The 24,042-nt window shown below is 59.4% G+C and carries 33 protein-coding genes and 1 tRNA gene; 26 read left to right on the forward strand and 8 right to left on the reverse strand.

All coding sequences use genetic code 11. The annotated features are described in order from the left end of the window. From EKA13_RS19690 to EKA13_RS19720, 7 genes are all read left to right on the forward strand, one after another. Positions 1-1,110 (forward strand): phage tail sheath protein (locus EKA13_RS19690; RefSeq protein ID WP_065760974.1); only part of this gene is annotated, 1,110 nt, incomplete at its 5' end. A 14-nt stretch (positions 1,111-1,124) separates the two neighbouring features. After that, complete coding sequence (locus EKA13_RS19695) at positions 1,125-1,640, forward strand: phage major tail tube protein (RefSeq protein ID WP_065760975.1); 516 nt, start codon at positions 1,125-1,127, stop codon at positions 1,638-1,640. Between the two features lie 26 nt (positions 1,641-1,666). Further along, complete coding sequence (locus EKA13_RS19700; RefSeq protein WP_065760976.1) at positions 1,667-2,002, forward strand: phage tail assembly protein; 336 nt, start codon at positions 1,667-1,669, stop codon at positions 2,000-2,002. Positions 2,003-2,010: 8 nt separating this feature from the next. Beyond that, positions 2,011-2,130 carry a GpE family phage tail protein gene (locus tag EKA13_RS19705; protein ID WP_083199858.1) on the forward strand — a complete coding sequence of 40 codons (120 nt, stop codon included), beginning with the start codon at positions 2,011-2,013 and terminating at the stop codon, positions 2,128-2,130. Then, complete coding sequence (locus EKA13_RS19710; protein WP_065760977.1) at positions 2,120-4,756, forward strand: phage tail tape measure protein; 2,637 nt, start codon at positions 2,120-2,122, stop codon at positions 4,754-4,756. Before EKA13_RS19705 ends, EKA13_RS19710 begins: the two co-directional genes overlap by 11 nt. A gap of 6 nt (positions 4,757-4,762) precedes the next feature. Beyond that, positions 4,763-5,203: a phage tail protein gene (locus tag EKA13_RS19715; protein ID WP_065760978.1), complete on the forward strand. Its 441-nt coding sequence runs from the start codon at positions 4,763-4,765 to the stop codon at positions 5,201-5,203. Next, positions 5,200-6,468, forward strand: a complete 1,269-nt coding sequence (locus EKA13_RS19720; protein ID WP_065760979.1) for a phage late control D family protein — start codon at positions 5,200-5,202, stop codon at positions 6,466-6,468. Before EKA13_RS19715 ends, EKA13_RS19720 begins: the two co-directional genes overlap by 4 nt. Positions 6,469-6,495: 27 nt before the next feature. Here the strand turns inward: EKA13_RS19720 and EKA13_RS19725 are convergent, their stop codons facing one another. The 3 genes from EKA13_RS19725 to EKA13_RS19735 all read right to left on the reverse strand — a co-directional run bounded on the left by EKA13_RS19725 (position 6,496) and on the right by EKA13_RS19735 (position 8,698). Then, positions 6,496-7,347, reverse strand: coding sequence for a hypothetical protein (locus tag EKA13_RS19725; protein WP_125862954.1), 852 nt, complete (start codon positions 7,345-7,347; stop codon positions 6,496-6,498). Between the two features lie 263 nt (positions 7,348-7,610). Next, positions 7,611-8,273 (reverse strand): hypothetical protein, encoded by a 663-nt coding sequence (locus tag EKA13_RS27900; RefSeq protein ID WP_065760981.1) that lies wholly within the window; start codon positions 8,271-8,273, stop codon positions 7,611-7,613. 101 nt (positions 8,274-8,374) lie between these two features. Further along, positions 8,375-8,698, reverse strand: a complete 324-nt coding sequence (locus EKA13_RS19735) for a helix-turn-helix domain-containing protein (RefSeq protein WP_065760982.1) — start codon at positions 8,696-8,698, stop codon at positions 8,375-8,377. Positions 8,699-8,782: 84 nt separating this feature from the next. Between EKA13_RS19735 and EKA13_RS19740 the strand changes: the two genes are divergently transcribed. Both EKA13_RS19740 and EKA13_RS19745 read left to right on the forward strand, forming a co-directional pair. Next, positions 8,783-8,995, forward strand: a complete 213-nt coding sequence (locus tag EKA13_RS19740) for a DNA-binding protein (protein ID WP_083199859.1) — start codon at positions 8,783-8,785, stop codon at positions 8,993-8,995. A 29-nt stretch (positions 8,996-9,024) separates the two neighbouring features. Then, on the forward strand, positions 9,025-9,498 hold the full coding sequence (locus EKA13_RS19745) for a YmfL family putative regulatory protein (RefSeq protein ID WP_065760983.1): 474 nt from the start codon (positions 9,025-9,027) through the stop codon (positions 9,496-9,498). A gap of 19 nt (positions 9,499-9,517) precedes the next feature. Here the strand turns inward: EKA13_RS19745 and EKA13_RS19750 are convergent, their stop codons facing one another. Continuing rightward, positions 9,518-9,742 (reverse strand): hypothetical protein, encoded by a 225-nt coding sequence (locus EKA13_RS19750; RefSeq protein ID WP_065760984.1) that lies wholly within the window; start codon positions 9,740-9,742, stop codon positions 9,518-9,520. On the opposite strand from EKA13_RS19750, the gene EKA13_RS19755 reads away from it, so the two are divergent. From EKA13_RS19755 to EKA13_RS19800, 10 genes are all read left to right on the forward strand, one after another. After that, positions 9,741-9,932: a hypothetical protein gene (locus EKA13_RS19755; RefSeq protein ID WP_065760985.1), complete on the forward strand. Its 192-nt coding sequence runs from the start codon at positions 9,741-9,743 to the stop codon at positions 9,930-9,932. The genes EKA13_RS19750 and EKA13_RS19755 overlap by 2 nt on opposite strands. 2 nt (positions 9,933-9,934) lie before the next feature. Continuing rightward, on the forward strand, positions 9,935-10,228 hold the full coding sequence (locus EKA13_RS19760; RefSeq protein ID WP_065760986.1) for an Ogr/Delta-like zinc finger protein: 294 nt from the start codon (positions 9,935-9,937) through the stop codon (positions 10,226-10,228). Then, complete coding sequence (locus EKA13_RS19765; protein ID WP_065760987.1) at positions 10,225-10,599, forward strand: hypothetical protein; 375 nt, start codon at positions 10,225-10,227, stop codon at positions 10,597-10,599. Before EKA13_RS19760 ends, EKA13_RS19765 begins: the two co-directional genes overlap by 4 nt. Positions 10,600-10,670: 71 nt before the next feature. After that, positions 10,671-10,913, forward strand: coding sequence for a hypothetical protein (locus EKA13_RS19770; protein WP_065760988.1), 243 nt, complete (start codon positions 10,671-10,673; stop codon positions 10,911-10,913). 11 nt (positions 10,914-10,924) lie between these two features. After that, the gene (locus EKA13_RS19775) at positions 10,925-13,648 is read left to right on the forward strand and encodes a toprim domain-containing protein (protein ID WP_065761002.1); all 2,724 of its coding nucleotides are present in this window, start codon (positions 10,925-10,927) and stop codon (positions 13,646-13,648) included. A gap of 47 nt (positions 13,649-13,695) precedes the next feature. After that, the gene (locus tag EKA13_RS19780; protein ID WP_065760989.1) at positions 13,696-14,076 is read left to right on the forward strand and encodes a hypothetical protein; all 381 of its coding nucleotides are present in this window, start codon (positions 13,696-13,698) and stop codon (positions 14,074-14,076) included. 63 nt (positions 14,077-14,139) lie between these two features. Then, a complete protein-coding gene (locus tag EKA13_RS19785) occupies positions 14,140-14,409 on the forward strand; it encodes a hypothetical protein (RefSeq protein WP_065760990.1) in 270 nt (89 codons plus the stop codon). After that, positions 14,406-14,609 (forward strand): hypothetical protein, encoded by a 204-nt coding sequence (locus EKA13_RS19790; protein ID WP_083199860.1) that lies wholly within the window; start codon positions 14,406-14,408, stop codon positions 14,607-14,609. The genes EKA13_RS19785 and EKA13_RS19790 overlap by 4 nt, the downstream gene beginning before the upstream one ends. After that, entirely contained in the window at positions 14,599-14,838 is a 240-nt protein-coding gene (locus EKA13_RS19795; RefSeq protein ID WP_065760991.1) for a hypothetical protein, read from the forward strand. Before EKA13_RS19790 ends, EKA13_RS19795 begins: the two co-directional genes overlap by 11 nt. Before the next feature lie 86 nt (positions 14,839-14,924). Continuing rightward, positions 14,925-16,094, forward strand: coding sequence for an Arm DNA-binding domain-containing protein (locus EKA13_RS19800; protein WP_065760992.1), 1,170 nt, complete (start codon positions 14,925-14,927; stop codon positions 16,092-16,094). A 121-nt stretch (positions 16,095-16,215) separates the two neighbouring features. Here the strand turns inward: EKA13_RS19800 and EKA13_RS19805 are convergent. After that, positions 16,216-16,303, reverse strand: a tRNA-Ser gene (locus tag EKA13_RS19805). Positions 16,304-16,425: 122 nt separating this feature from the next. Between EKA13_RS19805 and EKA13_RS19810 the strand changes: the two genes are divergently transcribed. The 7 genes from EKA13_RS19810 to EKA13_RS19840 all read left to right on the forward strand — a co-directional run bounded on the left by EKA13_RS19810 (position 16,426) and on the right by EKA13_RS19840 (position 21,085). After that, positions 16,426-17,097 carry a Bax inhibitor-1/YccA family protein gene (locus tag EKA13_RS19810; RefSeq protein WP_065760993.1) on the forward strand — a complete coding sequence of 224 codons (672 nt, stop codon included), beginning with the start codon at positions 16,426-16,428 and terminating at the stop codon, positions 17,095-17,097. A gap of 123 nt (positions 17,098-17,220) precedes the next feature. Then, a complete protein-coding gene (locus tag EKA13_RS19815; RefSeq protein WP_065760994.1) occupies positions 17,221-18,603 on the forward strand; it encodes a nucleobase:cation symporter-2 family protein in 1,383 nt (460 codons plus the stop codon). A 102-nt stretch (positions 18,604-18,705) separates the two neighbouring features. Further along, a complete protein-coding gene (gene tusD / locus EKA13_RS19820) occupies positions 18,706-19,098 on the forward strand; it encodes a sulfurtransferase complex subunit TusD (RefSeq protein WP_065760995.1) in 393 nt (130 codons plus the stop codon). 1 nt (position 19,099) lies between these two features. Further along, positions 19,100-19,459 (forward strand): sulfurtransferase complex subunit TusC, encoded by a 360-nt coding sequence (gene tusC / locus EKA13_RS19825; protein WP_065760996.1) that lies wholly within the window; start codon positions 19,100-19,102, stop codon positions 19,457-19,459. Further along, a complete protein-coding gene (gene tusB, locus EKA13_RS19830; protein WP_065760997.1) occupies positions 19,459-19,758 on the forward strand; it encodes a sulfurtransferase complex subunit TusB in 300 nt (99 codons plus the stop codon). Before tusC ends, tusB begins: the two co-directional genes overlap by 1 nt. Then, on the forward strand, positions 19,755-20,090 hold the full coding sequence (locus tag EKA13_RS19835) for a TusE/DsrC/DsvC family sulfur relay protein (RefSeq protein WP_065760998.1): 336 nt from the start codon (positions 19,755-19,757) through the stop codon (positions 20,088-20,090). Before tusB ends, EKA13_RS19835 begins: the two co-directional genes overlap by 4 nt. After that, positions 20,087-21,085, forward strand: coding sequence for a glycosyl transferase family protein (locus EKA13_RS19840; RefSeq protein ID WP_065760999.1), 999 nt, complete (start codon positions 20,087-20,089; stop codon positions 21,083-21,085). Before EKA13_RS19835 ends, EKA13_RS19840 begins: the two co-directional genes overlap by 4 nt. Before the next feature lie 74 nt (positions 21,086-21,159). Here EKA13_RS19840 and cysG read toward each other — a convergent pair whose 3' ends face one another. The 3 genes from cysG to crcB all read right to left on the reverse strand — a co-directional run. Continuing rightward, positions 21,160-22,545, reverse strand: coding sequence for a siroheme synthase CysG (gene cysG / locus EKA13_RS19845; protein WP_065761000.1), 1,386 nt, complete (start codon positions 22,543-22,545; stop codon positions 21,160-21,162). After that, positions 22,546-23,826: a serine--tRNA ligase gene (gene serS / locus EKA13_RS19850; RefSeq protein WP_065761001.1), complete on the reverse strand. Its 1,281-nt coding sequence runs from the start codon at positions 23,824-23,826 to the stop codon at positions 22,546-22,548. Between the two features lie 17 nt (positions 23,827-23,843). Continuing rightward, a partial coding sequence (gene crcB, locus EKA13_RS19855; protein ID WP_100250150.1) for a fluoride efflux transporter CrcB occupies positions 23,844-24,042 on the reverse strand: 199 nt, incomplete at its 5' end.

The following is a 24,042-nucleotide window of genomic DNA, read 5'->3' on the forward strand; positions in this document are numbered from 1 at the left end:
CGCACCGTTTCCACCGCTGTCGTCGGCCTGGTCTGCACTGCAGACGACGCCGATCCGATCGCCTTCCCTCTCGATACCCCGGTCCTGCTCACCAGCGTGCAGAGCGCCATCGGGAAGGCCGGCAAGACCGGTACCCTGGCTGCCAGCCTGCAGGCGATCTCCGATCAGACCCAGCCAGCCACTGTGGTCGTGCGTGTTGCTACTGGTGCGACTGACGCCGAGACCACCAGCAATCTCATCGGTACCACCACCGAGAACGGCAAGTACACCGGCATGAAGGCCCTGATGGCCGCCAAGACCAGGCTCAAGGTGACCCCTCGCATTCTGGGTGTGCCTGGCCTCGACTCGCTGCCCGTAGCCACTGCCCTGGTCTCTATCGCGCAGCAACTGCGCGCATTTGCCTACGTCAGCGCTCACGGCTGCAAGACCAAGGAAGAGGCCGTCGCCTACCGCGAAAACTTCGGCGCCCGCGAGGCCATGGTCATCTGGCCGGACTTCGAGTTCTGGAGTACCGAGAGCGACAGCATCGCCACTGCGCCCGCCGTTGCACGAGCCTTGGGTCTGCGCGCAAAGATCGACCAGGACACTGGCTGGCACAAGACCCTCTCCAATATCCCGGTCAACGGCGTAAGCGGCATCAGCGCCGACGTGTTCTGGGACCTCCAAAACCCGTCCACCGACGCCAACTACCTCAACAGCAACGAGGTGACCACCCTCATTAACTCGGGTGGCTTCCGCTTCTGGGGCAGCCGAACCTGCACCGAGGATCCGCTGTTCGCCTTCGAGAACTACACCCGCACCGCCCAGGTGCTGGCCGACACCATGGCCGAGGCGCACCTGTGGGCGATGGATAAGCCCATGCACCCCTCCCTGGTGCGCGACATCATCGAAGGCATCAACGCCAAGTTCCGCGAGCTGATCGCTGGGGGCTACCTGATCGGCGGTGAGGCCTGGTACGACGAAGAGGCAAACAGCGCCACCACGCTCAAGGCCGGCAAGCTGTACATCGACTACGACTACACGCCGGTTCCGCCGCTGGAAGACCTGACCCTTCGCCAGCGCATCACCGACCGTTACCTGGCGGACTTCGCCACCCGCATCAATAGCTGACGGAGACCAGCCAAATGGCACTGCCACGCAAACTCAAAAACATGAACACCTTCAACGAGGGCAACAACTACATCGGCGTCAGCAAGAGCGTCACCGTGCCCGTTCTTGCTCGCAAGATGGAGGCATACCGCGCCGGCGGTATGAATGGACCGGTGAAGGTCGACCTAGGCTTCTCCGACGACGGCCTGCAACTGGAATGGAAGCTCGGTGGTTTTGATCCCCTGGTGCTGACCCAATTCGCCGCAGTCGGTGCGGCAGCGATCATGATTCGCTTCGCCGGCAGCTATCAGCGTGACGACACCGGGCAAGTCAGTGCCGTGGAGGTGGTTGTCCGCGGACGACACGAAACCATCGACATGGGCGAAGCCACCCCAGGCGAAGACACCGAGCACACCATCACCACCACCTGCAGCTATTACAAGCTCACCATGGACGGCGTAGTCCTGGTCGAAATCGACCTTCTCAACTTCGTCGAAAAAGTGAACGGCGTAGACATGCTGGCCGCCCAGCGTAAAGCCCTCGGCATCTAACCCTCCCCCGCACTCAAGGAACACATATGGACACCAAAGAAACCACCGTCTCGGTGGAAGCAAAGCCGCTGGCCAAGAACGAGAACACTGTCGAACTGGACACCCCTGTCCGACGTGGTGAGTCGACTATCGAGGAGGTCACCCTGCGCAAACCATCGTCCGGTGAGCTGCGCGGCATCCAACTGGCCGATCTGCTGCAGATGGACGTGGCCGCCCTCATCAAGCTGCTACCACGTATCTGCCAACTGACCGAGGGTGAAGTGCGTGCCTTGGACCCCGCCGACCTCGTAGCTCTGGGCGTGAAGGTCACCGGTTTTTTGCTGCAGAAGCGGACGAAGACGGACGCCTCCCTGGTTGCGTAGAAAACGCCATGGCCGACCTGGCAGTGGTTTTCCACTGGGCGCCTGCCGACATGGACCGGTTAAGCGTCCAGGATCTGATGGAATGGCGCGAGCGAGCGCGTGTGAGGAGCGGTAGCGATGGCAAATGATCTGCGGCTCAAGGTGTTGCTGGATGCCGTGGACAAAGCCACTGCCCCGCTGCGCCAGATCAACCAAGGCGGGCAGGAAACCGCCCGTTCCCTGAAGGCAACCCGCGAACGCCTCAAGGAGCTGAACGCGCAACAGAAGGACGTCAGCGCATGGCGTCAACAGCATGCTCAAGCCCGCGAAACCGCCCAGGCATTGGACGCCGCTCGGGCGAAGGTCAAGCAAATGGGCCGGGAAATGTCCGCGGTCGACGCCCCGACCAAGCAGATGACAACCGAGTTCCAGGCAGCGATCAGGGCTACCAATGCCCTGAAACAGCAGCACCAGGACGAACAGGAGGCGCTGCGCGGTCTGCAGCGCCGTCTGGGTGCCGCCGGAATCGACACACGCAAGCTCAACCAGCACAACGCCGCCTTGCGTCAGGAGATGGCGCAGACCAACCACACCATCGAGCAGCAAGAGGCACAGCTCAAACAGTTGGCGGTGGCGCAACGCAAGGCAGCTCAGGCCAAGGGAAGACTGGAGAAGGCCCAAGGGCGGGCCGGAGCAATGGCAGGCGCAGGCGCTGCGGGGATCGCGACAGGCGTCGGCATGGGTATGGTCGGCGCAAGCTTGGTGGCGCCACAGATGGAGGTGGCGCACCAAGGCTCCATGATCGCGGCCCAGTCAGGCGAGTCTGCTGACCGGGCAGGACAGTACGCCAAGATTGTGCGCAACATCCGCACCGACGGACAGAGCACCGACATTTCCGAGATCGGCGACGCCGTGGCCGCGGCCAAGAGCACGCTCGGTGCCTTGGGCAACGTCGGCGATCAAGAGCTGGACAGTGCCGCTCGGAAAGCCTTGGATCTGTCGAAGATAATGGGTGTCGACGTCGCGGAGAGCATCCAGATGGTCGGCATTCTCATGAAGAACGGCTTGGCCAGCAACAGTGGCGAAGCATTCGACCTGGTTGCAGCCGGACTCCAGAAGGTCTCGACGCAAATGCGTGGCGAGATCCCCGAAATCTTGCACGAGTACTCCACCCACTTCCGCGGTATGGGTTTCAGTGGCTCCGAAGCGATGAGCCTGCTGGTCGATATGGCCAAGCAGGGCAAGTTCGCCCTGGACAAAACCGGTGACGCCATCAAGGAGTTCTCCATCCGCGGCTCCGACATGTCCAAGGCAAGCCAGGAGGCCTACGCATCGATCGGGCTCAACGCCGGCAAGATGTCGAGCGCAATCGCAAAAGGCGGACCGGACGCCCGCCAGGCGCTGACGAAGACGGCCAACGCTCTATTGCGTATCAAGGATCCGGCAGAGCGTGCCAATGCAGCCATTGCCCTGTTCGGTACTCCAGTGGAGGACCTCGCCGTCGACCAAATCCCCGACTTCCTGAAAGCCTTGGCCGGTGGCACCGCGGCTCTGGGAGACATCAGTGGGGCGGCAGACAAGATGGGTAAGACCTTCCGCGACAACCTCGGCGGCGACCTGGACAAGCTCACCGGCACCTGGGGCGCGTTGATTGGCTCGCTCATGGATGGCCAGAACGGCCCACTACGCGAGCTGGTGCAGACGATCACTGAAGTTGTCGGCACTGCACGGACGTGGATCGAGGCCAACCCGGAGCTGGCTGCCGGCATCGCCAAGGGCGCCGCAATCGTGGCCGTCCTGGTCGCCGGGATGGGCGCACTGACCGTGGCCATGGCCAGCGTACTCGGTCCCTTCGCCTTGGCTCAGTACGGCATGGCGCTATTCGCAGTGAAAGGCGGCGCCATGTTGCCTGTGGTAGGCAAACTTATTGGCGTGTTGTCCGGCGGACTGATGGGCGCGATCCGGGGCGTATCTATTGCCCTATGGGGGCTGGCCACGAACCCTGTAGTTCTGGCCATCGCTGCCGCGATAGCAGTGGTCGCTGGTGCGGCCTACCTAATCTATCGCAACTGGGACCAGGTGAAAGCGTACTTCGCCAGTGCCTGGAACGAGATCAAAGCCGGGTTCAGCGGTGGTATCAGCGGCATCCTTACGGTGCTGGCCAACTTCAGCCCCATCGGCCTGATCTACCAGGCATTCGCAGGTGTTTTGAACTACCTGGGCATCGACATGCCGGCACGCTTCACCGAGTTCGGAGGAATGATCGTGAACGGCTTGATCAACGGCCTGACGGCAGGACTGGGCCTGGTCAAAGACACAATCAGCAGCCTCGGTGACTCGACCATCGGCTGGTTCAAGGAAAAGCTGGGTATCCACAGCCCGTCGCGAGTGTTCGCCGAACTGGGTGGATTTACCACAGAGGGCCTGGCTCAGGGTCTCGATGCCGGCGCCAAAGCACCGCTGGACGCTGTCGCTCGGATGGGGCAGCAACTGACTCAGGCCGGAGCCTTCGACCTCAAGGCCGCCATGCCCCAACTGGCCGGCGTGCAGCCGCTGGTGGCCGACGCCACGTCTGGCATCACCACTGACAATCGCCCGCCGATCGCCGCCGCGGCTCCTGCTGTCAACGACAGCCACGACATCATCAACATCAACATTCACCCGAGCCCCGGCATGGACCCACAAGCCATCGCTCGGGCTGTCGGCGCCGAGCTGGACCGCCGCGAGCGCGAGAAGTCCGCCCGCCAACGCAGCCGCCTGACCGATCTGGAGTAACACACCATGATGGCAGCCTTGGGCATGTTCGTTTTCAGCCTCAGCACCCTGGCCTACCAGGAGCTGCAGCGGCAAACCGACTGGCGCCACGCGACCAGCAACCGCGTCGGCGCACAGCCAGCACGCCAATACGTCGGCCGCGGCGAGGATCAGCTCACCCTGCCCGGGATCCTGCTGCCCGAACTGGCCGGCGATGTTGTCAGCTTGGACGAACTTAGAGGGATGGCGAACACCGGCAAGACCTGGCCATTGGTCGACGGCACTGGTCGCATGCGTGGGCTGTACGTGATCGAGAGCCTCAGCGAGACGCAGACGCTGTTCTTCCAGGACGGAACCCCGCGACGCATCGACTTCAGCCTCACGCTGAAGCGTACCGACGAAGGGCGCATCGACCTGCAGGAAGGCTACGCCAACCGCAACTCGCGCATCCTGAGGGCCGTCTTGTGACAGAAGAAGAACTGCGGGTTGCTGCATACATCCAGGACGCCCGGGAAGGCCTGCGGCGGGACTCCGCTTATCCCGTGCCCGCATTCCGCCTGACCGTCGACGGCAGGGATATCGCCAAACTCATCAGCCCGCGCCTGATCAGCCTGCAACTCACCGACAACCGCGGCCTGGAGGCCGATCAGTTAAACCTGAGCCTCAGCGACCACGACGGGCTGCTGGAGATCCCTCCGCGAGGCGCTGCTGTACGCCTGTGGCTCGGCTGGAGCGACACCGGCCTGGTCTTCAAGGGTTCGTACACCGTTGACGAAACCGAACACAGTGGCGCGCCAGACGTTCTCAACATCCGTGCTCGATCGGCGGACCTGCGCAACGGTTTGAAAACCAAGCGCGAGCGCAGCTGGAGCGGTACGACCCTGGGGCATATTCTGAGCGACATCGCCAACGCCAACGCCCTCAAAACCAGTATTGCGCAAACGGTAGCCGAGCGAGCTGTCAGTCACTTGGACCAGGCCAATGAGTCCGATGCCAACCTGCTCACTCGCTTGGGCGAACTGCACGACGCGGTCATCACCGTGAAAGCAGGCTGTCTGGTGTGCTTGCCGGCAGGCGGAGGGAAGACGCCAAGCGGAATGGCCCTCCCCCACATCACGCTGACAAGGGCAGATGGCGATGGACACCGTTTCCTTCAAGCCGACCGCGACAGCTACGACGCAGTAAAAGCCTACTACTACGATGTCGGCAGCACCAAAAAGCAGGAGGCAATTGCCGGCGGCGGGGAGAAGGTCAAGGATCTGCGCCATACCTACAGCGATCGGGAATCAGCATTGCGGGCCGCCCGGTCTGAGCTGAACCGCATGCAACGTGGCAGTGCCACGCTCAGCTACAACCTGGCCAAGGGCCGGCCGGAACTGATCCCAGAGCTGACCTACAGCCTGCGCGGGGTTAAGGGCGAGATCGATGCGATCATCTGGTACGGCGGCAACGTGCAGCACAGTCTCACGGCAGACGGCGGCTACATCACTAGCCTGGAGCTGGAAAGCAAGCTGCCCGAGGACACTGTCGACAGTCTGTACGAAGAACCGAAAGGCGGTAAATACACGGGCGTGGTTGCGTTTTACAGGGACAAGGCCAGCGGCAAAGAGAAATCTGTTGTTGCTGGCAATGCTACACGACCAAAAAGGATTAACCGTGTATTTGAAACTTATCAAGCTGCGAAAAAAAACTCTGACACAAAATGGAAGAAACTGCAAAATGGAAAAAATTGAGCTTGGGCGATTGCAACTTACTCACCTCTAACCATTCTTCCAGTCAGGACCTGATTTAATAATATATTCATCTGAAGAAAAAATCACACTTTTAAAGACATCAGAATCAATGAAATCCCTAGCAATATCTCTACCACCGTACTCACCAGCATATATTTTAAGCAACATATAAACCTCCAAAATATCCGAAACCGCAATCACAAATGCATATTTCTCAGCAAGGAGTGAAGAAACGACAAAACGATTCCCCGAGCTAACATCATTACCAGCAAGCCTCACCCAAGAATAAGGAGAGTAACTAATATGCATCTCTCTAGACAAATAAGAGACAGAATCCAAAAAGCAAGAAAAATCAAAGCCCGAAGACCCACGAGCCGCGCCCGACATCACGACCTCAACATGCTCATCAAGCTTACCTAAATAGCCAGAGTCATGCCGACCATTCCAGCTTTTATTATTGAACCCACTATCTGGAAAAAGTTCAGCATAAATTTTCTGCGCCATAACCAACAAACCACGTTCAAGACCTTTATTTTCTCGCTCACAGAAGCCATCCAACAGCTTCTCAAAACCCTCGCGATGCTTCAGATAGTTACCAAATCTATTATTTAGCAAGGCCTCATTTAACTGATGAGCGGCCTCCATAGATCTATGAATAGCCGCAACCATTGCGACTAGCGGCAAGGACAAGCCTGAAATTGCAATTGGGAATTTATATACAGTAAAAAAAGTGCGAACACATTCCTCAGCAAAGCACCAACTCATAGAGCTCTCAGCTAGGCCGATTGCTATGCCAAGAGTTAGTCCTATCGCTATCGGAACCCCCAGTGCAAACCAAAAAAATCCCGTCTCCGCCAAGTGCTTATGATTATATTTCAACTACTCATTCCCACTTCACCAATGAATACAAGCAAGACTCAGCAACTGTGAGCCTTGCAGTCCGCCGCTTACTGTGAAGAAAGCAGAAACGCCTCCATAATCCTGATAACATCCTTTAACTGCTGCTCATTCAAACCGCGCAGCAAATCAAGGAAAAAAAGCTCAAACTCGGTAAGGCTTTGCATGTCAATACTCCATTCCATGTGACAGGAGCGAAATCAACTATATCGCTCACTGCACCAAGAGTACGCACTACAGAACTATCAGATCGGCGTTGCAAAAAACCAAGTGCCAACTTGATCAGATTTTTTAACACTTAGCTTTACTTTTCCGTGTATCTCAGGATTACCATCCATCATCGATGGAAGTTTCTTGAAGACTTCACGGAAGTCAGCACCTGGAGCAGCGGATGCCAAAGCGGCACTGGCCATCATCATAATTTCCAGACCAGACGTAGGCTTACCGTCACCGGCGCCGATAAGAGTCAGCTCTTGAATCTCGCCGTTGACTTTGGAAACACTCGCCACAAGAGAGGCATATGGACCTAGGCTGGCACTAAAAATGTCATTAACCTCGCCGCTTTTGACGGAACCGCCATCAACGCGATAAGGTTTCTCGAATTTTTTGATTATTGGGTTTATTCGATCAGCATATTCTTGGGGAGTTACCCCCAAAGTTTTTTGCACAGGCTTACTCTCGACCTTTTCTGGGACCTGAGTTTTTTGTTTCGACTCGACCGATACAGCCTTGTCATTACTGTCACTCGAACAGGCCTTAAACACTACTACGATTATCACAAGCAGAAGAACCAACCCCATAAACTGCTGAAAAGCAGTTACACCAGGATTGGAAACACCGCAGCTTGGGCAAACTTTCGCCTTTGCATCTACTTGGTGCTTGCAAGACTTACAGGGCGTGAGGGCCATTTTAAAGAACTTCCTTTTGTCATCCAATGAATCACCGCCCCCCCATGGGACGGTTTACAACATCCTATCCAGCGCTTGCCAGTGACAGACGCACTGCACTATCACTTGGCTGTTTTGGCCAGCGCCGATGCCGTACGGCTCAACAATGCTTTATCGCTCTCCGCGACCTTGCGGTAGACCTCTAAGAACTCAGCCTCCTCAGCGGAAACGGTGTCAGTCAGCTGTGGCTTACGCTCCCCAGTGATGACGTACAGCACGTCAACGCCCTGCATAGCAGCTGCGAACAAGTAGTTCGCATCCGGGCTTCGCTCACCTTTCTCGTAGTTGTATTGACTGTTCTTAGACGCCCCAGCGAGAGCTGCGAAATCAGTCTGGCTCAACCCGAGGCGTTCCCGTTCTTCTTTTAGGCGCTCGCCAATTCCCACAAACGTCTCCAAAGACGATTGACATTCCCACAATTGAGGGAAATAATCAGCTCATCGTCACACGAAATCACACGAATCGAGACTATGCCGAACACATACCCCACCGAGCAAGCGTGCCAAGGGGCTCGGGCTCGCTTAGCACGCCAAGGAATTTCAGCGAAGGAATGGGCCGAGAAGCATGGCCTTACTCCTTCTACTGTGTACGCGGTCCTTAACGGGCAGAAAAAGTGCCTCCGCGGAGAGGCACACCGGGCGGCGGTCCTGCTCGGTATCAAAGACGGCGCAACCGAAAACTAGTCCTACTGGCTCAAGGAGGAAACCAGAACATGAAGCGTCCCGTTCTAGAAACCCTGCGCCAGGTGGTCAGTGCAGTTGTCTGCGCCTTTCCTGGCGGCCGTGAATGTGCGGCTGCACGCCTTGGCTACGAACTGAAGCGATTCGATAACCACCTCTACGAGAATGCCGGCAGCCGCCCGCTGACCTACGACCAGATTCACCGGCTCGAAACCGATGCCGGAACAACATTCCTGCCTGAGTTCATTGCCCATATGTACGGCGGCATGTTCGTGCCATTGGCTACGCCAGAGACTCTGGACAACGTCGAACTCTACAGACGCTCGGTCAAGACCGACGCCAAGCGCGGCGTAGTAGACCAGATCATCGCCAAGGCACTGGAGGATGGCGTCATTGAGGAAGGTGAGGCGAAGGAAATCATGCAAGCGCACAAACGCTACCTCGCAGCACGGTCTGCCGAGGTGCTGGCAACAATCACGCTACACAGCCAGCAGCCAGGAAGGTGACGGCTATGCAGCGCAATCATCAGTCTTTGCCAAGCCGGGACTTTATTTCCTTCAGTGCTGTAGCGACATCGTCCACTGCAAACCGGATGTCCTCGCCACGAACCCAGATCCCTTCAATTTTGCTGCCGTCACCCAGTGGTCGCGTGGTGTCTCGGCCCTCCATGACCTTAATCAGTGCGTCATATCGCTCAGTCAAACGGCGCGTCAAGCGTGCAACTTCTTCTTTGCTCTGGTGAAACCCCATGAACGATCTCCTTGAAAATAATCGTGAACAACTCATCGAACTGCTGGCAAAAGCACAGCTGCGGCTGGACACCCTAAAGGAAACCGTTCGTAGGGCCAATGGAGGCCTCGCTGGCTCAGATATCCGTATTGCGATCGGGGATGCGATCACCCCGTTGAACATTGCTCTAGAAGTGGCCGAGACAATCTGAGGATGAGTACCTACAAACTCGTCTGCCCTCACTGCAACGGCCGCATGCGCATCCGCACAAGCGAAGGCACACACATCTTCCTGCGTGTGGCCTACCTGCAATGCGTAAACGAGGCCTGCGGCTGGTCTGTGCGTGCTCAGTTCGAAATGACGCATGAAATGAGCCCGAGTGGCATGCCGAACCCAACAGTCAAGCTGCCGGTAGCCCCTGTAGCCATGCGTCGTCAGGCGATGAAGTCGGCCAACGATCAACCCGATTTGCTGGATCAACTGGAAATGGAGGTAGTACACGCATGAATGCTATTGCCCTGACTGAAAACCCCACCAGCGATTACCGGGCAGCCATGCAACAGGCTGCAGTCGCCTATCTGTATCGTCAGCGTGGCCAGCACTTGGCCGGCGATCACCAGGTACTTGAGAACTGCGCACGCTACCTGACCCAGTCCCTCGAAGTACCTGAAAACTTGGTGCAGCGTATCGCTGAACTGGCTGTTGCCGAGTTTGAAAGCATGACCACCAAGCGAGTAGCACGACTGGGCATCTACCCAGCAAGCGGCCCTTACCGTTACCTGATCTGGTTGCTGGATACGCAAACCAAGAAGCGCTACCCGGTACCGGCGCGTTTCCTGCCAGCACGCCTGCTGACCTCCCGCAACACCACGCACTAACCCTGAATCACCCCCTGCCGTATACCCGCCTTGCGTGGGTAAGGGGAAACTGCACTTTACCGGTGGCCGAAATGAGCAAAATCACCATCCAGCTTGAGCTGGACCAAAAGCAGGCAGAGCAATACCTGCAATGGCTCAACAGCCAGTACGACTCCACCATGGCCGACGTCTGGTATTCCGATCGCTATCGGAACGTGCCACGTGGCCAGCGTGCACCGAAGGTGCTCCAGGACATCCCACACCTTGCCGGTATTTGCCGTACACGCCGCGAGCTGCAAAAGCAGCTGACAGGTATCGGGGAGTGCGTGCAGTGAACCGCAAGCCCATGGACCACAAACTGCGCGCCGAAGTCCTTCGGCGCCTAGAGGACAACTACGGCCTCAAGCCTATGGCGGGTACCCAGTACCTGCGCAAGGGCACTTGCCCCAGCTGCGGCAAGAAAGAACTGTATTCGCGACAGGATGAGCCTTGGTTCATAAAGTGCGGCCGCGAGAGCAAGTGCGGTGAGCAGTGGCACATCAAGGAGTTGTTCGACGACCTGTTCGACGACTACAGCAAGCGCTACCCAGCCACCCAGGAAGCGCCACGCGCATCGGCCGACGCTTACCTGCAGTTCGCCCGCGGCTTCGACCTTGGACTGGTGAAAGGCTGGTACACACAGGAAAACTACTGGGATCGCATCCTAGAAATCGGTAGTGCCACAGTCCGTTTTGCCCTAGAGCACGGGCAGTACTGGGAACGCCTGATCGATCAGCCACATCGTTTCGGGAAGAAGAAAGCGCGTTTCGCGCCGGGCCAGTCACCCAAGGGATACTGGTGGTGTCCGCCCGTAGTAAACCTGCTGGAGGTGGACGAACTGTGGATTGTCGAGGGCATCTTCGACGCGATCGCCATGGTGCATAACGGCATCGACGCAGTGTCTGCAATGAGTTCGGGGGCATTCCCATTTGAGTCGCTCAAAGCGCTGGCCAAGCTGCGTGCCGACAACGGCAAGAAGCTGCCACAACTCGTCTTGGCTCTGGATAACGAACCAGGCGCCCACCGCTATACCCGCAAACACGCCGCCATGGCCCGCGAGTTGGGCTTCAACTCCGAGGCAGCGCAGATCATGCAGCGCGGCCGAAAGGTCGATTGGAACGATCTGCACCAGCGCTGGGCATTTCTTGACGAAGAAAAGCGCCAAGAGCAGATAGACCGAGACCTGCGCGAAGCGCGATACCACGGTAGCCTGCTGCTGGCCGAAAGCGCCGCTGAGAAAGGCGTGCTGATGTACGAATGGCGCGAACGTCATGAATTCCACTTCTCGTTCGAGAACCGCCTGTACTGGTTCAAGATGGATCTGGAAAAGCTTACGAAGGCCATCCAGCAAATCAAGGACTCAGACAGCCACGATAATCAGTTGCTCAATGATCGCCAGCTTCGCGACAAGGCCATGCGTCAATGCGGGATGGTGGTCGAGATCGCTAACTGCTATCCGCAAGCGCTCTATTTTCAGCGCAACGAGGTAACAGACGAGTCCTGGTACTACTTCCGCGTCGACTTCCCGCACGACGAGCCCAGCGTCTTGAACACCTTCACCGGTGGCCAAGTGGCTGCGGCCAGCGAGTTCAAGAAACGGCTGCTGGGCATGGCCGCCGGCGCTGTGTTCACCGGTTCGGGTTCCCAGCTCGACCGGATCATGCAGCAACAACTGTTCGGCCTGAAAACCGTAAAGACCATCGACTATCTCGGCTACAGCAAGGAGCACGGCTGCTACGTGTTCGGCGATCTGGCCGTGCGTGGCGGTGTCCTGGAAAAGGCCAACGCTGAGGACTATTTCGAGTTCAAAGGCCTGCGTCTCAAGACCCTGCAGAAGTCCATCAAGATGGAGATCAACCAAGACGTCACCGGGTACCGGGACGAGTGGTTCAAGTGGCTGTGGACGTGCTTCAACACCCAGGGCGTGGCAGCCCTCGCCTTCTGGTTCGGTTCGCTGTTCGCCGAGCAGATCCGCGGCGAGTTCCAGTCGTTCCCATTCCTAGAGGTGACCGGCGAGGCCGGCGCCGGTAAGTCCACGCTACTGATGTTCTTGTGGAAACTACTTGGCCGACCGGATGAAGAAGGCGACGACCCGGTAAAAATGACCAAGGCGGGCTTACGCCGCTGGCTGAGCCAGACTTCAAACATGCCCAATGTGATGCTTGAGGCCGACCGCAGCGATGCCGAGACGGGAGCCGCAAAGTCCTTCGACTTCGATCAGTTCAAGCCTCTATACAACGGCCGTGGCCTTGGCCTGACCGGTGTGAAAAACGGCGGTAACGACACCAACGCCCCTCCCTTCCGCGCAACCCTGGTGTTCAGCCAGAACGCTTCCGTTACAGCATCCGAGGCGATCCTTACACGTATCGTGAAGCTGCACTTCGTTCGCCCAGAGGTCACCAGTGAGAGCCGCGCTGCAGCCGACAACCTCAACCATCTGCAGGCCAGCGAGGTCAGCCACTTTCTGCTGATGGCTGCGAAGGCCGAGCAGAAAATCATGGAAACCTTCCGTGTCCAGGTGAAGGTGCATGAGCAGGCGCTGCGTGAAATGCGTGAGATCCGCATCGAGCGGATCATCAAAAACCATGCGCAGATGATGGCCCTGGTCGACGCACTGCGAGTCATCGTACCGATGTCCGACCGCCAACACGACGCCACCCTGCGCGAGCTGCGCGCTATGGCTATCGGCCGTCAACACGCCGTGAACGCCGACCCGAAGGAAGTGGCTGAATTCTGGGAGGTGTTCGACTACCTGCAGTCACTGAGCGACGAGCCCGTGGTCGACCACAGCAAAAATGCCGAGTTGATCGCCGTGCACCTCAACGAGTTCTGCGAACGAGCCGCCGAGCACAAGCAGAAGCTGGCTGACGTCAGCACCCTGCGCACGCTGCTGCGCAACAGCAAATCGCGCCCCTTCGTCGACGCCAACCGCGCCGTCGACAGCGCCGTGCGCGCTGCATTCAACAACCGCACCACCGCCGCCAATGTGCGGCCAACAACAGTCAAGTGCTGGACCTTTAAGGCCGGCTGAACCGCCACGGCGCTGCAACGCCAGGCACAACCCCAAGGAGAAATGACATGCAAACAGTGAGCACTGCAGACAGAGAACTGGACACCCTCAACCTGATGCTGGGCTTCCAGGTCTGGGCCAAAGACCGCGGATACGACCTCAAAGTGGCCGCTGACGGGCTACCCAGTAATCTGGAAACCCGAGCAGCCTGGCTCGGTTACGAAGCTGCACATGGGCCAGCAGGCTGCGGGCGCCATGGGCAGCAGCTCTATGCGCTGATCAAGGCTTCCAGCGAGTACGCACATCAGGCAGACCAGTTGTTCCCAGTGCGAGTCGGTGAACCCAGCCAAGGTGAATACATCGTGTGCGGTGGGCCGGGAGGCGTGTACCGGCTACGCGACGTGGATCTCTACGTCTTCGAGAACGGCAAGCAAACCCAGCTCACGTAAGCAGAAGGGAGGCGCCGAGGAGCTGCAACTCTCCGGCGCCGACCAACCCCAAGGAGAAACAACATGCAAGTAGAAACCCCCGAAGTCGGCACTGAGAAGGCTACCACACCAGCCTACAAGCCCGGCGACCAAGTCACCTTCGTTGAAGTTCGTCATGGAACGCGGACCACTCGTATGAGCGTCAAGCAGGCGACCATAGTTTGCATCCTCGGCAGCACGGCGATCGTGAAGTACCGAAACAATCACAAGGTGGCGATTGCTCTGTCCGACTTGACGCCGGCCGGTGAGCGTAACGCTCTCACTCGTGCCCTGTTCGGAGAAAGCCGCACATGACCCAGAAAATCCGCCCTCGGCTGGCAAGCCATGCCCTCGATCTCCCCAATTACTGCGATGTCTGCGGTCATTCCCGTTCAACCCGTAAGCACCAGAGCTGCAGCAAAATCCGCCAGCAGCGTAAATCGGTTGAGTGGGAAGCCTATATTGCTAACGTAGAGGCCAAGCGCGAACAGAGAGGGAACTATCGTGGCCGTTGATATTCGCTGCCGCTATACAACTGGCACGTACGTGGCCACCGTCAAGGGACAGAAGAAGACCGCTAGTAACACCATCAGCGCACGCCAGGCCGCAGAAGCCATGGCCACAAAACTGGGACTCGACCCTCATTTATTGGTAGAGCGCCAGCGCGACTTGATCGACCCGAAAGAGCTGGTGATTTTCAGCCACCCCGTTGATGCGGGTGACCGAAGGCTGTCCAAGAACTAACGCCGCGATCTTCTAGGCCTGGCAACAGGCCAACCTCTCACAACGGCCCATACACTGGGCCGTTTCTTTGTTTCGAGTGAAATTCAATGGCAGATGGAGTCGAAGTACGCGGCAACCATGTCCGCGTGTACTTCCGTTACCAAGGCGAGTTATGCCGGGAAACCATCCCGGGCGACGCCTCCCCCGCCAACTTGGCCAACGCCGAGCGCCTGGTGGGGATCATCAACTATGAGATCCAGGCAGGGACGTTCAGCTACGCCCGCCACTTCCCTGACTCGCCTAGGGTCAAGACCAACACCCTCGGCCACTACATCGATCTGTGGCTGGAGATAAAGGCTAACCAGATGGCCGCGAGCGGATTCGCCATGTATCGCAGCCGCACCGAGAAGCATATCCGGCCACGCTGGGGAGACTTGCAGGCTGATCAGATTGATCACCTGGACATCCAGCACTGGGTCCAGAGCGTCCTGATGCCCAAACTGCACAACAAAACCGTGCGGGAGATCGTCAGCCATCTGCGCCAGGTCTTCCGGCTGTACCGCACTCGCAACCGTAGCGCCTTCGATCCAACCGATGGCATCACTATTTCGCTACCGGACGCGGAAGACCCAGACCCATTCACCCGGGAAGAGATCGAGGCCATTCTGGGCCAACCAACCGACCGAGAGCAGGAGATCAATCTCACCCAGTACATGATCTGGTCAGGCCCAAGGGTGAGTGAAGCGATGGCGCTGGCCTGGGAGGACATCGATCTGGAAGCTGGCACGGTCGAAATCCGCCGCGCCCGTGTCAGTGGCCAGTACAAGGTGACAAAGACCAGGCGATCGACACGCAAGGTCAAGTTGCTTGCCCCTGCTCTGCGCGCACTCCAGGCACAGGCACGCTTCACTAAGAATCTGCCGGCTGAGCTGATCGAGGTAGTGGATCGCGACAACCGGACGGTTCGCGAACAGCGCGTGCGGTTTGTCTTCCACAACACAGCCACGGGTGAGCCGTACCGTTCTTCGGACGTGCTGCGTCACGGTTGGTGGATCACGCACCTGGAGAAGGCCGGTGTACGTCAACGCGGGCCGAATACTTGCCGACATACGTTCGCCAGCCAGATGCTGAGCAGCGGGATTGCCACGCCAGAGTGGATAGCTGACCAGATGGGGCACACGTCGACAGCGATGATCTTCAAGCACTACGCGAAGTGGATCAGCGAGGACGGGCCGGATGTGGTGGGATTGTTGAATCAGGCGCTCAGGTTGAGCTAAACGCAACAAAAAAGGAGCCTCAAGGGCTCCTTCTTTTTGCCTGCTATTCCCAAAGTGTTCCCAAAATGCTCCCTTTTGCAGGGTAGAGCGGGATAAACATCAATGAAATCAGGCACTTATATGGCGGAAGCGTAGAGATTCGAACTCTAGGATAGTTGCCCATCGACGGTTTTCAAGACCGTTGCCTTAAACCACTCGGCCACGCTTCCTCGGCTTTGCGGGCGCCATAATACCGAAATGAAACAAGCTGTCAAACTCTCTGTGTAGCCGCTTTGCATGCCTCTGTTATGATCTTTGCATCTGAACGTTTCAAAACCACAGGAGTGTCGCCATGCGCGAACAGGATTACGCCGTCAATCACGGCCTGCAGGTCGAACAGCAAGAAGTCAGCCGCGTCCTGCGTAACACGTACGGCCTTCTGGCTTTAACCCTTGTTTTCAGCGGCATCATGGCCTACGTGGCCCAGCAGATGCGCGTCGGCTACCCGAACGTGTTCGTGGTGCTGATCGGCTTTTATGGCCTGTTCTTCCTCACCAACAAGCTGCGCGATTCGGTCTGGGGCCTGGTCTCCACGTTCGCCCTCACCGGTTTCATGGGTTTCATCCTCGGCCCTATCCTCAACCGTTACCTGGGCATGCAGGGCGGCGCTGAAGTCGTCAGCTCGGCATTCGCCATGACCGCGCTGGTGTTCGGCGGCCTGTCGGCCTATGTGCTGATCACCCGCAAGGACATGAGCTTCCTGGGTGGCTTCATCACCGCCGGTTTCTTCGTGCTGATGGGCGCAGTACTGGCCAGCCTGTTCTTCCAGATCAGCGGCCTGCAACTGGCGATCAGCGCCGGCTTCGTGCTGTTCTCGTCGGTCTGCATTCTGTTCCAGACCAGCGCGATCATCCACGGTGGTGAGCGTAACTACATCATGGCAACCATCAGCCTGTATGTATCGATCTACAACCTGTTCGTCAGCCTGCTGCAGCTGTTCGGCCTGATGGGTCGCGACGACTGATAGCCCGGTAGTGTACGAAAGCCCACTTCGGTGGGCTTTTTCATGGGTGGCGTTTGGGCTTTGCCAAATGGGTGTGCCACCGTAGAATGCGCTCCTTTTTTCTCCCGGGGCAGCACACTACCCATGAGCGCAATCGAACACCGGCCAGACGCACCTGCGCAGGCCAATGAACTGGTCCTGGGTCTGGAAGACCGCCCTCGCCTGCTGATCGGCCTGCTGGCCGCCCTGCAACACTTGCTGGCGATCATCGTGCCGATCGTGACCCCCGGCCTGCTGATTTGCCAGGCACTGGGGGTTTCAGCCCGCGATACCAACCTGATCGTGTCGATGTCGCTGGTCATCTCCGGGATTGCCACCTTTGTGCAGTGCCGCCGCTTCGGGCCGTTTGGCGCCGGGTTGCTGATTGTTCAGGGCACCAGTTTCAACTTTGTCGGCCCGCTGATCGCTGGCGGTGCGTTGATGGTCAAGCAAGGCACGCCGGTAGAAGGCGTGATGGCAGCCATCTTTGGTGTGGTCATTGCCGGCTCGTTCGTGGAGATGGGTATTTCCCGGATCCTGCCGTTCGTCAAGCGCCTGATCACCCCGCTGGTGACCGGTATCGTGGTGCTGATGATCGGCCTGACCCTGATCAAGGTCGGCCTGATCAGCATGGGTGGCGGCTTCGCGGCCATGGCCAACGGCACCTTCGCCAACGGTGAGAACCTGCTGCTGTCAGGTGTGGTGCTGGCGATTATCGTGGTGCTCAACCGTATTCCTGTGGTCTGGATGCGCAGTTGCGCCATCGTCATTGCCCTGGCCGTGGGCTATGCGCTGGCCGGTTATATGGGCCGCCTGGACTTTACCGGCATGCACCAGGCCGAGCTGTTCCAGGTGCCGATGCCGCTGCACTTCGGCCTGAGCTTCTCCTGGGCACTGTTTATCCCGATGCTGGTGATCTACCTGGTGACCTCGCTGGAAGCCATCGGTGACGTAACCGCCACCAGTAAGGTGTCGCGCCAGCCGGTAGAAGGCCCGGTGTGGATGCAACGGATCAAGGGCGGCGTGCTGGTGAACGGCGCCAACTCGCTGTTGGCCGGCGTGTTCAACACCTTCCCCAGCTCGATCTTCGCCCAGAACAATGGGGTGATTCAGTTGACCGGTATCGCCAGCCGCCATATCGGTGTGTGGATCGCCGCAATGCTGGTACTGCTGGGCCTGTTCCCGGCAGTGGCCGGTGTGATTCAGGCGGTGCCTGAGCCGGTATTGGGTGGCGCAGCGATGGTGATGTTCGGGGCTGTGGCGGCGTCGGGTATCAATATCCTCGCCAGCATCAGCCTGGACCGCCGCGCACTGCTGATTATCTCGGTGTCGCTGGCGCTGGGGCTGGGTGTGGCGCAAGTACCGGAGTTCCTCGCCCATATGCCGTCGGCACTGCGCAATGTGCTGGAGTCGGGTGTCGCCACCGGCGGGATCTGTGCACTGGTGTTGAACTGGTTTCTGCCAGAAAGCAGCGCGCACAAGGCCTGATTGGCGGCGCCTCGCGCCTGGCAACCGATAGAACAGGAAGCCCGCAGCCCGCTGCGGGCTTTTTGCTTTATTATTCCCACAGATTTGCTGACAGAGCCTCCCATGAAGTTCGCGATTGCGGTTTTTTCCCCGGCCCATGCGCCCTCCTCGCGCCGCGCCCTGCTGTTCGCCCAAGCCGTACTGGCAGGCGGGCACGAGATCGTCCGGTTGTTTTTCTACCAGGATGGCGTTCACAGCGCTTCAAGCACTGTGGTCACGCCCCAGGATGAGCTGGATGTTCCAGCCCAGTGGCGCACCTTCGTCAGCGAGCAACAGCTCGATGGCGTGGTGTGCATTGCCGCCGCCTTGCGCCGTGGCGTGCTGAACGCAGAAGAAGCCCAACGCTATCAGCGCCAGGCGGCAAACCTGTCGGCGCCTTGGGAGCTGTCAGGCCTTGGCCAGTTGCATGAGGCCGCACAAACCGCCGACCGCCTGGTCTGCTTTGGAGGTGATTAAGATGGCCAAGTCCCTGTTGATCATCAGCCGCCAAGCGCCGTGGGCAGGCCCGTCGGCCCGCGAGGCACTGGACATCGCCCTGGCCGGCGGTGCCTTTGACCTGCCATTGGGCATGCTGTTTCTCGATGATGGTGTGTTCCAGCTCGCACCCGGCCAGCAACCCGCACAGCTGCAGCAGAAGAACCTTGCAGCGAACCTGCAGGCGCTGCCCATGTTCGGCGTAGAAGAATTGTTTGCCGCCCGCACCAGCCTGCTCGAGCGCGGCCTTTGTGCCGAGCAGCTGAGCTTGCCGGTAGAAGTGCTGGACGACGCTGCGCTGGCAGCGCTGATTGACCGTTTTGACCAGGTGGTAACCCTCTGATGAGCACCCTGCACGTCATTTCCCACTCACCCTTTGGCGACGACCGCCTGAGCAGCTGCCTGCGCCTGCTCGGCCCCGCCGATGGCCTGTTGCTCTGCGGCGATGCGGTGTATGCCCTGCAACCCGGCAGCGCGCCGCTGAGCACCCTGCTCGCCCACAACCTTGGCGAGCGCCTGTTTGCCCTTGAAGAAGACCTGCAGGCACGCGCCATTGCGGCAGATACCTTGGCCCGCAGCGTCGATTACCCGGCTTTCGTGGCCCTGTCCCTGCAATACGACAAGGTCAACAGCTGGTTATGAGTACCCTGACTGTCGGCACCCGCGACATTGCGCTGGATAAAGATGGCTACCTGCTGGAGCTGAGTGACTGGTCCAGCGAGGTCGCCGCCGCGCTGGCTGAGCGTGAAGCACTGGAACTGACCCCAGAGCACTGGGAAGTACTGGAACTGCTGCGTCAGTTCTACCAGGAGTTCCAGCTGTCGCCAGCCACCCGCCCGCTGATCAAATACACAGCCTTGAAGCTGGGCCCGGAAAAAGGCAACAGCCTGCACCTGAATCGCCTGTTCAAGGGCACCCCTGCCAAACTCGCCGCCAAGCTGGCGGGCCTGCCGAAGCCAACCAATTGCATATGACCGATCCTCGCCCGTTAACCCTCGAAACCCCGGCTGAGCACCCTTTCGCCCAATTTGTGCGCATCCTTGGCAAAGGCAAGCGCGGCGCTCGCGGCCTGACCCGCGAAGAAGCCCGTGAGGCCATGGGCATGCTGCTCGACGAGAAGGTCGAAGAAACCCAGCTGGGTGCGTTCCTGATGCTGTTGCGGCACAAGGAAGAGAGCCCCGAGGAACTGGCAGGCTTCACCGAAGCCCTGCGCCAGCGCCTGCAAGCGCCGCCAATGCAGGTCGACCTCGACTGGCCAAGCTACGCGGGCAAGAAACGTCACCTGCCCTGGTTCCTGCTGGCGGCCAAGTGCCTGGCAGCAAACGGCGTGCGTATCCTGATGCATGGCGGCGGTGCGCATACCGCGGGGCGCCTGTACACCGAGCAACTGCTCGACCTGCTGCAGATTCCGCTGTGCCGCGACTGGAATGCCGTGTCCAAGGCGCTGGATAACCAGCACCTGGCGTTTGCTCCATTGCAGGACTGGGCGCCCCCGTTGCAGCGGATGATCGACCTGCGCAACACCTTGGGCCTGCGTTCACCCATCCACTCCCTGGCCCGCGTGCTCAACCCGTTGGGCGCGCGCTGCGGCCTGCAGAGCATCTTCCACCCCGGCTATCAGGCGGTGCATCGCGAGGCCAGCCGACTGCTCGGTGACACAGCCATTGTGGTCAAGGGCGACGGGGGTGAGATAGAGGTCAACCCGGACAGCGCCAGCCATTTGTATGGCACGGCAGGCGGGCAGGATTGGGATGAGGAATGGCCAGCGCTCGCCGCACAGCGCCATGTCAAACCGGCCAGCCTGGAACCGGAGCATTTACTGGCGGTCTGGCGCGGAGAGGCCCGCGACAGCTACGGTGAAATGGCTTTGATTTCGACCATGGCCCTGGCCCTGCGCGGGCTGGGCGATGACCGTGAAAACGCGTTCGCCAAGGCACGGGCGTACTGGGACGCACGCCCGCTCGGTTAATGACCTAGTAGGCCGACAATGCAGGCGCCGCACAGGCGGCGCCTATTGCTGCAATCGACAACAAGGGTCGGTTTTTACTGGGCGCCTTCGAACCAGGCGAGCTTGTCACGCAGTTGCACCACTTCACCGACGATGACCAGCGTTGGCGCATGGACTTCATGCTCCGCCACCAGTGTCGGCAGGTCAGCCAACGTGCCGGTAAAGACCCGCTGGTTGGGCGTGGTGCCCTGCTGAACCAGCGCCGCCGGGGTATCGGCGGCACGACCATGACGGATCAGCTCGGCACAGATGGTCGGCAGCCCCACCAGCCCCATGTAGAACACCAGGGTTTGCGCAGGCGCCACCAGATCGTTCCACGGCAAGTTGCTGGTGCCATCCTTGAGATGACCGGTCACGAAGCGCACTGACTGCGCATAGTCACGGTGGGTCAGCGGGATACCGGCATACGCCGAGCAACCACTGGCCGCCGTGATACCGGGTACTACCTGGAATGGAATACCCTGCTCCGCCAGTTCCTCGATTTCCTCGCCGCCACGCCCAAAGATGAACGGATCGCCCCCCTTGAGCCGCAGCACGCGCTTGCCTTGCTTGGCCAGGTCAACCAAAAGCTGATTGATCTGATCCTGAGGCACGGCGTGATCGGCGCGACGCTTGCCAACGTAAATACGCTCGGCATCACGACGGCACAGCTCAATGATTGCCGGTGCCACCAGGCGGTCATAGAGCACCACATCCGCTTGCTGCATCAGGCGCAAGGCGCGGAACGTCAACAGATCAGGATCGCCAGGACCAGCGCCAACCAGGTACACCTCGCCTGACGTCTGCGCGGGTACGCCGTCTACCTTGGCTTGCAACAAACGCTCGGCTTCAGCACCCTGCCCGGCCAGTTGGCGCTCGGCAATCGGCCCCTGAAAGACATCTTCCCAGAAGCCGCGGCGCTGGTTGACGTCTGGGTAGAGCGCTTTCACCTTGTGGCGAAAACGTGCAGCCAGGCCGGCCAGTTCGCCATAAGCCGCAGGGATCCAGGTTTCCATCTTGGCCCGGATCAACCGAGCCAGGACCGGTGCATCACCGCCGCTGGACACCGCAACAACCAGTGGCGAACGGTCGACAATGGCCGGGAAAATCACCGAGCACAACGCAGGCGCATCGACCACATTGACCGGCACACAACGCTTGCGGGCATCGGCAGACACCTGAGCATTGAGTTCCTGGTCATCAGTAGCCGCGATGATCAACTGACAACCGTCCAGATCGCTTTCCTGATACCCACGGGACAGGAGTTCACCACCGCTGTGCCGGGCGAGCTCGGCCAATTGCCCTTCGATCTCGGGCGCAACCACACGTAGTACGGCGCCGGCATCTGCCAGCAAGCGAGATTTGCGCAAGGCAATCTCGCCGCCACCTACGACCAGCACACGGCTGCCACGCAGGTTGTGGAACAGCGGTAGAAATTCCATTTAGCCGATAACCTCCAGGCCACCCATGTAAGGCTTGAGGACTTCAGGCACGCGGATCGAGCCATCGGCTTGCTGGTAGTTCTCCAGCACTGCCACCAGCGTACGGCCGACCGCCAGGCCAGAACCGTTGAGGGTGTGCACCAGTTCCGGCTTGCCGGTTTCCGGGTTACGCCAGCGGGCCTGCATACGACGGGCCTGGAAGTCACCACAGTTGGAGCACGAGGAAATTTCGCGGTACTTGTCCTGGCTCGGCACCCAGACTTCCAGATCGTAGGTCTTGGTGGCGCTGAAACCCATGTCGCCGGTGCACAGCGCCAGCACGCGGTATGGCAGCTCGAGGGCTTGCAGTACGCGCTCGGCGTTCGCCGTCAGGCCTTCCAGGGCTTCCATGGACTTGCTCGGCTCAACGATCTGAACCATCTCGACCTTGTCGAACTGGTGCTGACGGATCATGCCGCGGGTATCACGACCCGACGCACCGGCTTCACTGCGGAAGCATGGGGTGTGGGCAACGAACTTGATCGGCAGTTGCTTGGCGTCAAGGATCTCGCCAGCGACGATGTTGGTCAGCGACACTTCAGCGGTCGGGATCAGGTAGAAGTCGGCTTCGCCTTCACGGCTGATCTTGAACAGGTCTTCCTCGAACTTGGGCAGCTGGCCAGTGCCTTGCAGCGCAGGTGCTTGAACCAGGTACGGGGTGTAGGCCTCTTCGTAACCGTGCTCGTTGATGTGCAGGTTGATCATGAACTGGGCCAGGGCACGGTGCAGGCGCGCAATCGGGCCACGCAGCAGGGCAAAACGTGCGCCCGACAGCTTGGCTGCGGTTTCGAAGTCAAGCCAGCCGTTCTTCTCGCCCAGGGCGACGTGATCCTGGACCGGGAAATCAAAGGCTTTCGGGGTGCCCCAGCGGCGCACTTCAACGTTGCCTTCTTCGTCTTCACCGACCGGCACGGAAGCGTCCGGCAGGTTCGGAATGCCCATCAGAATGCCATCCAGCTCGGACTGGATGCTGTCCAGCTCGACCTTGCCACTGGCCAGTTCGGCCGCCATGCGCTCGACGTCAGCCATCAGCGGAGCGATGTCTTCGCCCTTGGCCTTGGCCTGGCCGATGGACTTGGAACGGGCGTTACGCTCGGCCTGCAGCTGCTCGGTGCGGGTTTGCACCACCTTGCGGCGCTCTTCCAGTGCTTCGATGCGCGCGACATCCAGGCTGAAGCCACGGGAGGCCAGGCGGTCCGCCACTTCCTGAAGTTGGCCGCGTAACAGTTTGGAATCGAGCATATCGTTCTCTCGTTGGTTCAGAATTTGGTCAAAGACAGGCCAGCCCAGGTTGCGAGCAGGCCGCCAAGTACGCTGAGCGCGGCATAGCCGAACGCCAGCGGCGCCTGCCCGCTTTCGAGCAGGCGCACGGTATCCAGTGAAAAGGATGAAAAGGTAGTCAAGCCGCCAAGAAAACCGACAATCAGGCCGGCCCTCAACTCGACCGGTACCAGCGGG

The sequence above is a fragment of the Pseudomonas defluvii genome, from assembly GCF_001695625.1.
GTDB lineage: Bacteria > Pseudomonadota > Gammaproteobacteria > Pseudomonadales > Pseudomonadaceae > Aquipseudomonas > Aquipseudomonas defluvii.

Coding starts and splice junctions, on each gene's coding strand:
- EKA13_RS19695 (WP_065760975.1), top strand. CDS start 1,125: ATGGCACTGCCACGCAAACTCAAAAACATGAACACCTTCAACGAGGGC.
- EKA13_RS19700 (WP_065760976.1), top strand. CDS start 1,667: ATGGACACCAAAGAAACCACCGTCTCGGTGGAAGCAAAGCCGCTGGCC.
- EKA13_RS19705 (WP_083199858.1), top strand. CDS start 2,011: ATGGCCGACCTGGCAGTGGTTTTCCACTGGGCGCCTGCCGACATGGAC.
- EKA13_RS19710 (WP_065760977.1), top strand. CDS start 2,120: ATGGCAAATGATCTGCGGCTCAAGGTGTTGCTGGATGCCGTGGACAAA.
- EKA13_RS19715 (WP_065760978.1), top strand. CDS start 4,763: ATGATGGCAGCCTTGGGCATGTTCGTTTTCAGCCTCAGCACCCTGGCC.
- EKA13_RS27900 (WP_065760981.1), bottom strand. CDS start 8,273: ATGGCCCTCACGCCCTGTAAGTCTTGCAAGCACCAAGTAGATGCAAAG.
- EKA13_RS19740 (WP_083199859.1), top strand. CDS start 8,783: ATGCCGAACACATACCCCACCGAGCAAGCGTGCCAAGGGGCTCGGGCT.
- EKA13_RS19745 (WP_065760983.1), top strand. CDS start 9,025: ATGAAGCGTCCCGTTCTAGAAACCCTGCGCCAGGTGGTCAGTGCAGTT.
- EKA13_RS19755 (WP_065760985.1), top strand. CDS start 9,741: ATGAACGATCTCCTTGAAAATAATCGTGAACAACTCATCGAACTGCTG.
- EKA13_RS19750 (WP_065760984.1), bottom strand. CDS start 9,742: ATGGGGTTTCACCAGAGCAAAGAAGAAGTTGCACGCTTGACGCGCCGT.
- EKA13_RS19760 (WP_065760986.1), top strand. CDS start 9,935: ATGAGTACCTACAAACTCGTCTGCCCTCACTGCAACGGCCGCATGCGC.
- EKA13_RS19765 (WP_065760987.1), top strand. CDS start 10,225: ATGAATGCTATTGCCCTGACTGAAAACCCCACCAGCGATTACCGGGCA.
- EKA13_RS19770 (WP_065760988.1), top strand. CDS start 10,671: ATGAGCAAAATCACCATCCAGCTTGAGCTGGACCAAAAGCAGGCAGAG.
- EKA13_RS19775 (WP_065761002.1), top strand. CDS start 10,925: ATGGACCACAAACTGCGCGCCGAAGTCCTTCGGCGCCTAGAGGACAAC.
- EKA13_RS19780 (WP_065760989.1), top strand. CDS start 13,696: ATGCAAACAGTGAGCACTGCAGACAGAGAACTGGACACCCTCAACCTG.
- EKA13_RS19785 (WP_065760990.1), top strand. CDS start 14,140: ATGCAAGTAGAAACCCCCGAAGTCGGCACTGAGAAGGCTACCACACCA.
- EKA13_RS19790 (WP_083199860.1), top strand. CDS start 14,406: ATGACCCAGAAAATCCGCCCTCGGCTGGCAAGCCATGCCCTCGATCTC.
- EKA13_RS19800 (WP_065760992.1), top strand. CDS start 14,925: ATGGCAGATGGAGTCGAAGTACGCGGCAACCATGTCCGCGTGTACTTC.
- EKA13_RS19810 (WP_065760993.1), top strand. CDS start 16,426: ATGCGCGAACAGGATTACGCCGTCAATCACGGCCTGCAGGTCGAACAG.
- EKA13_RS19815 (WP_065760994.1), top strand. CDS start 17,221: ATGAGCGCAATCGAACACCGGCCAGACGCACCTGCGCAGGCCAATGAA.
- tusD (WP_065760995.1), top strand. CDS start 18,706: ATGAAGTTCGCGATTGCGGTTTTTTCCCCGGCCCATGCGCCCTCCTCG.
- tusC (WP_065760996.1), top strand. CDS start 19,100: ATGGCCAAGTCCCTGTTGATCATCAGCCGCCAAGCGCCGTGGGCAGGC.
- tusB (WP_065760997.1), top strand. CDS start 19,459: ATGAGCACCCTGCACGTCATTTCCCACTCACCCTTTGGCGACGACCGC.
- EKA13_RS19835 (WP_065760998.1), top strand. CDS start 19,755: ATGAGTACCCTGACTGTCGGCACCCGCGACATTGCGCTGGATAAAGAT.
- EKA13_RS19840 (WP_065760999.1), top strand. CDS start 20,087: ATGACCGATCCTCGCCCGTTAACCCTCGAAACCCCGGCTGAGCACCCT.
- cysG (WP_065761000.1), bottom strand. CDS start 22,545: ATGGAATTTCTACCGCTGTTCCACAACCTGCGTGGCAGCCGTGTGCTG.
- serS (WP_065761001.1), bottom strand. CDS start 23,826: ATGCTCGATTCCAAACTGTTACGCGGCCAACTTCAGGAAGTGGCGGAC.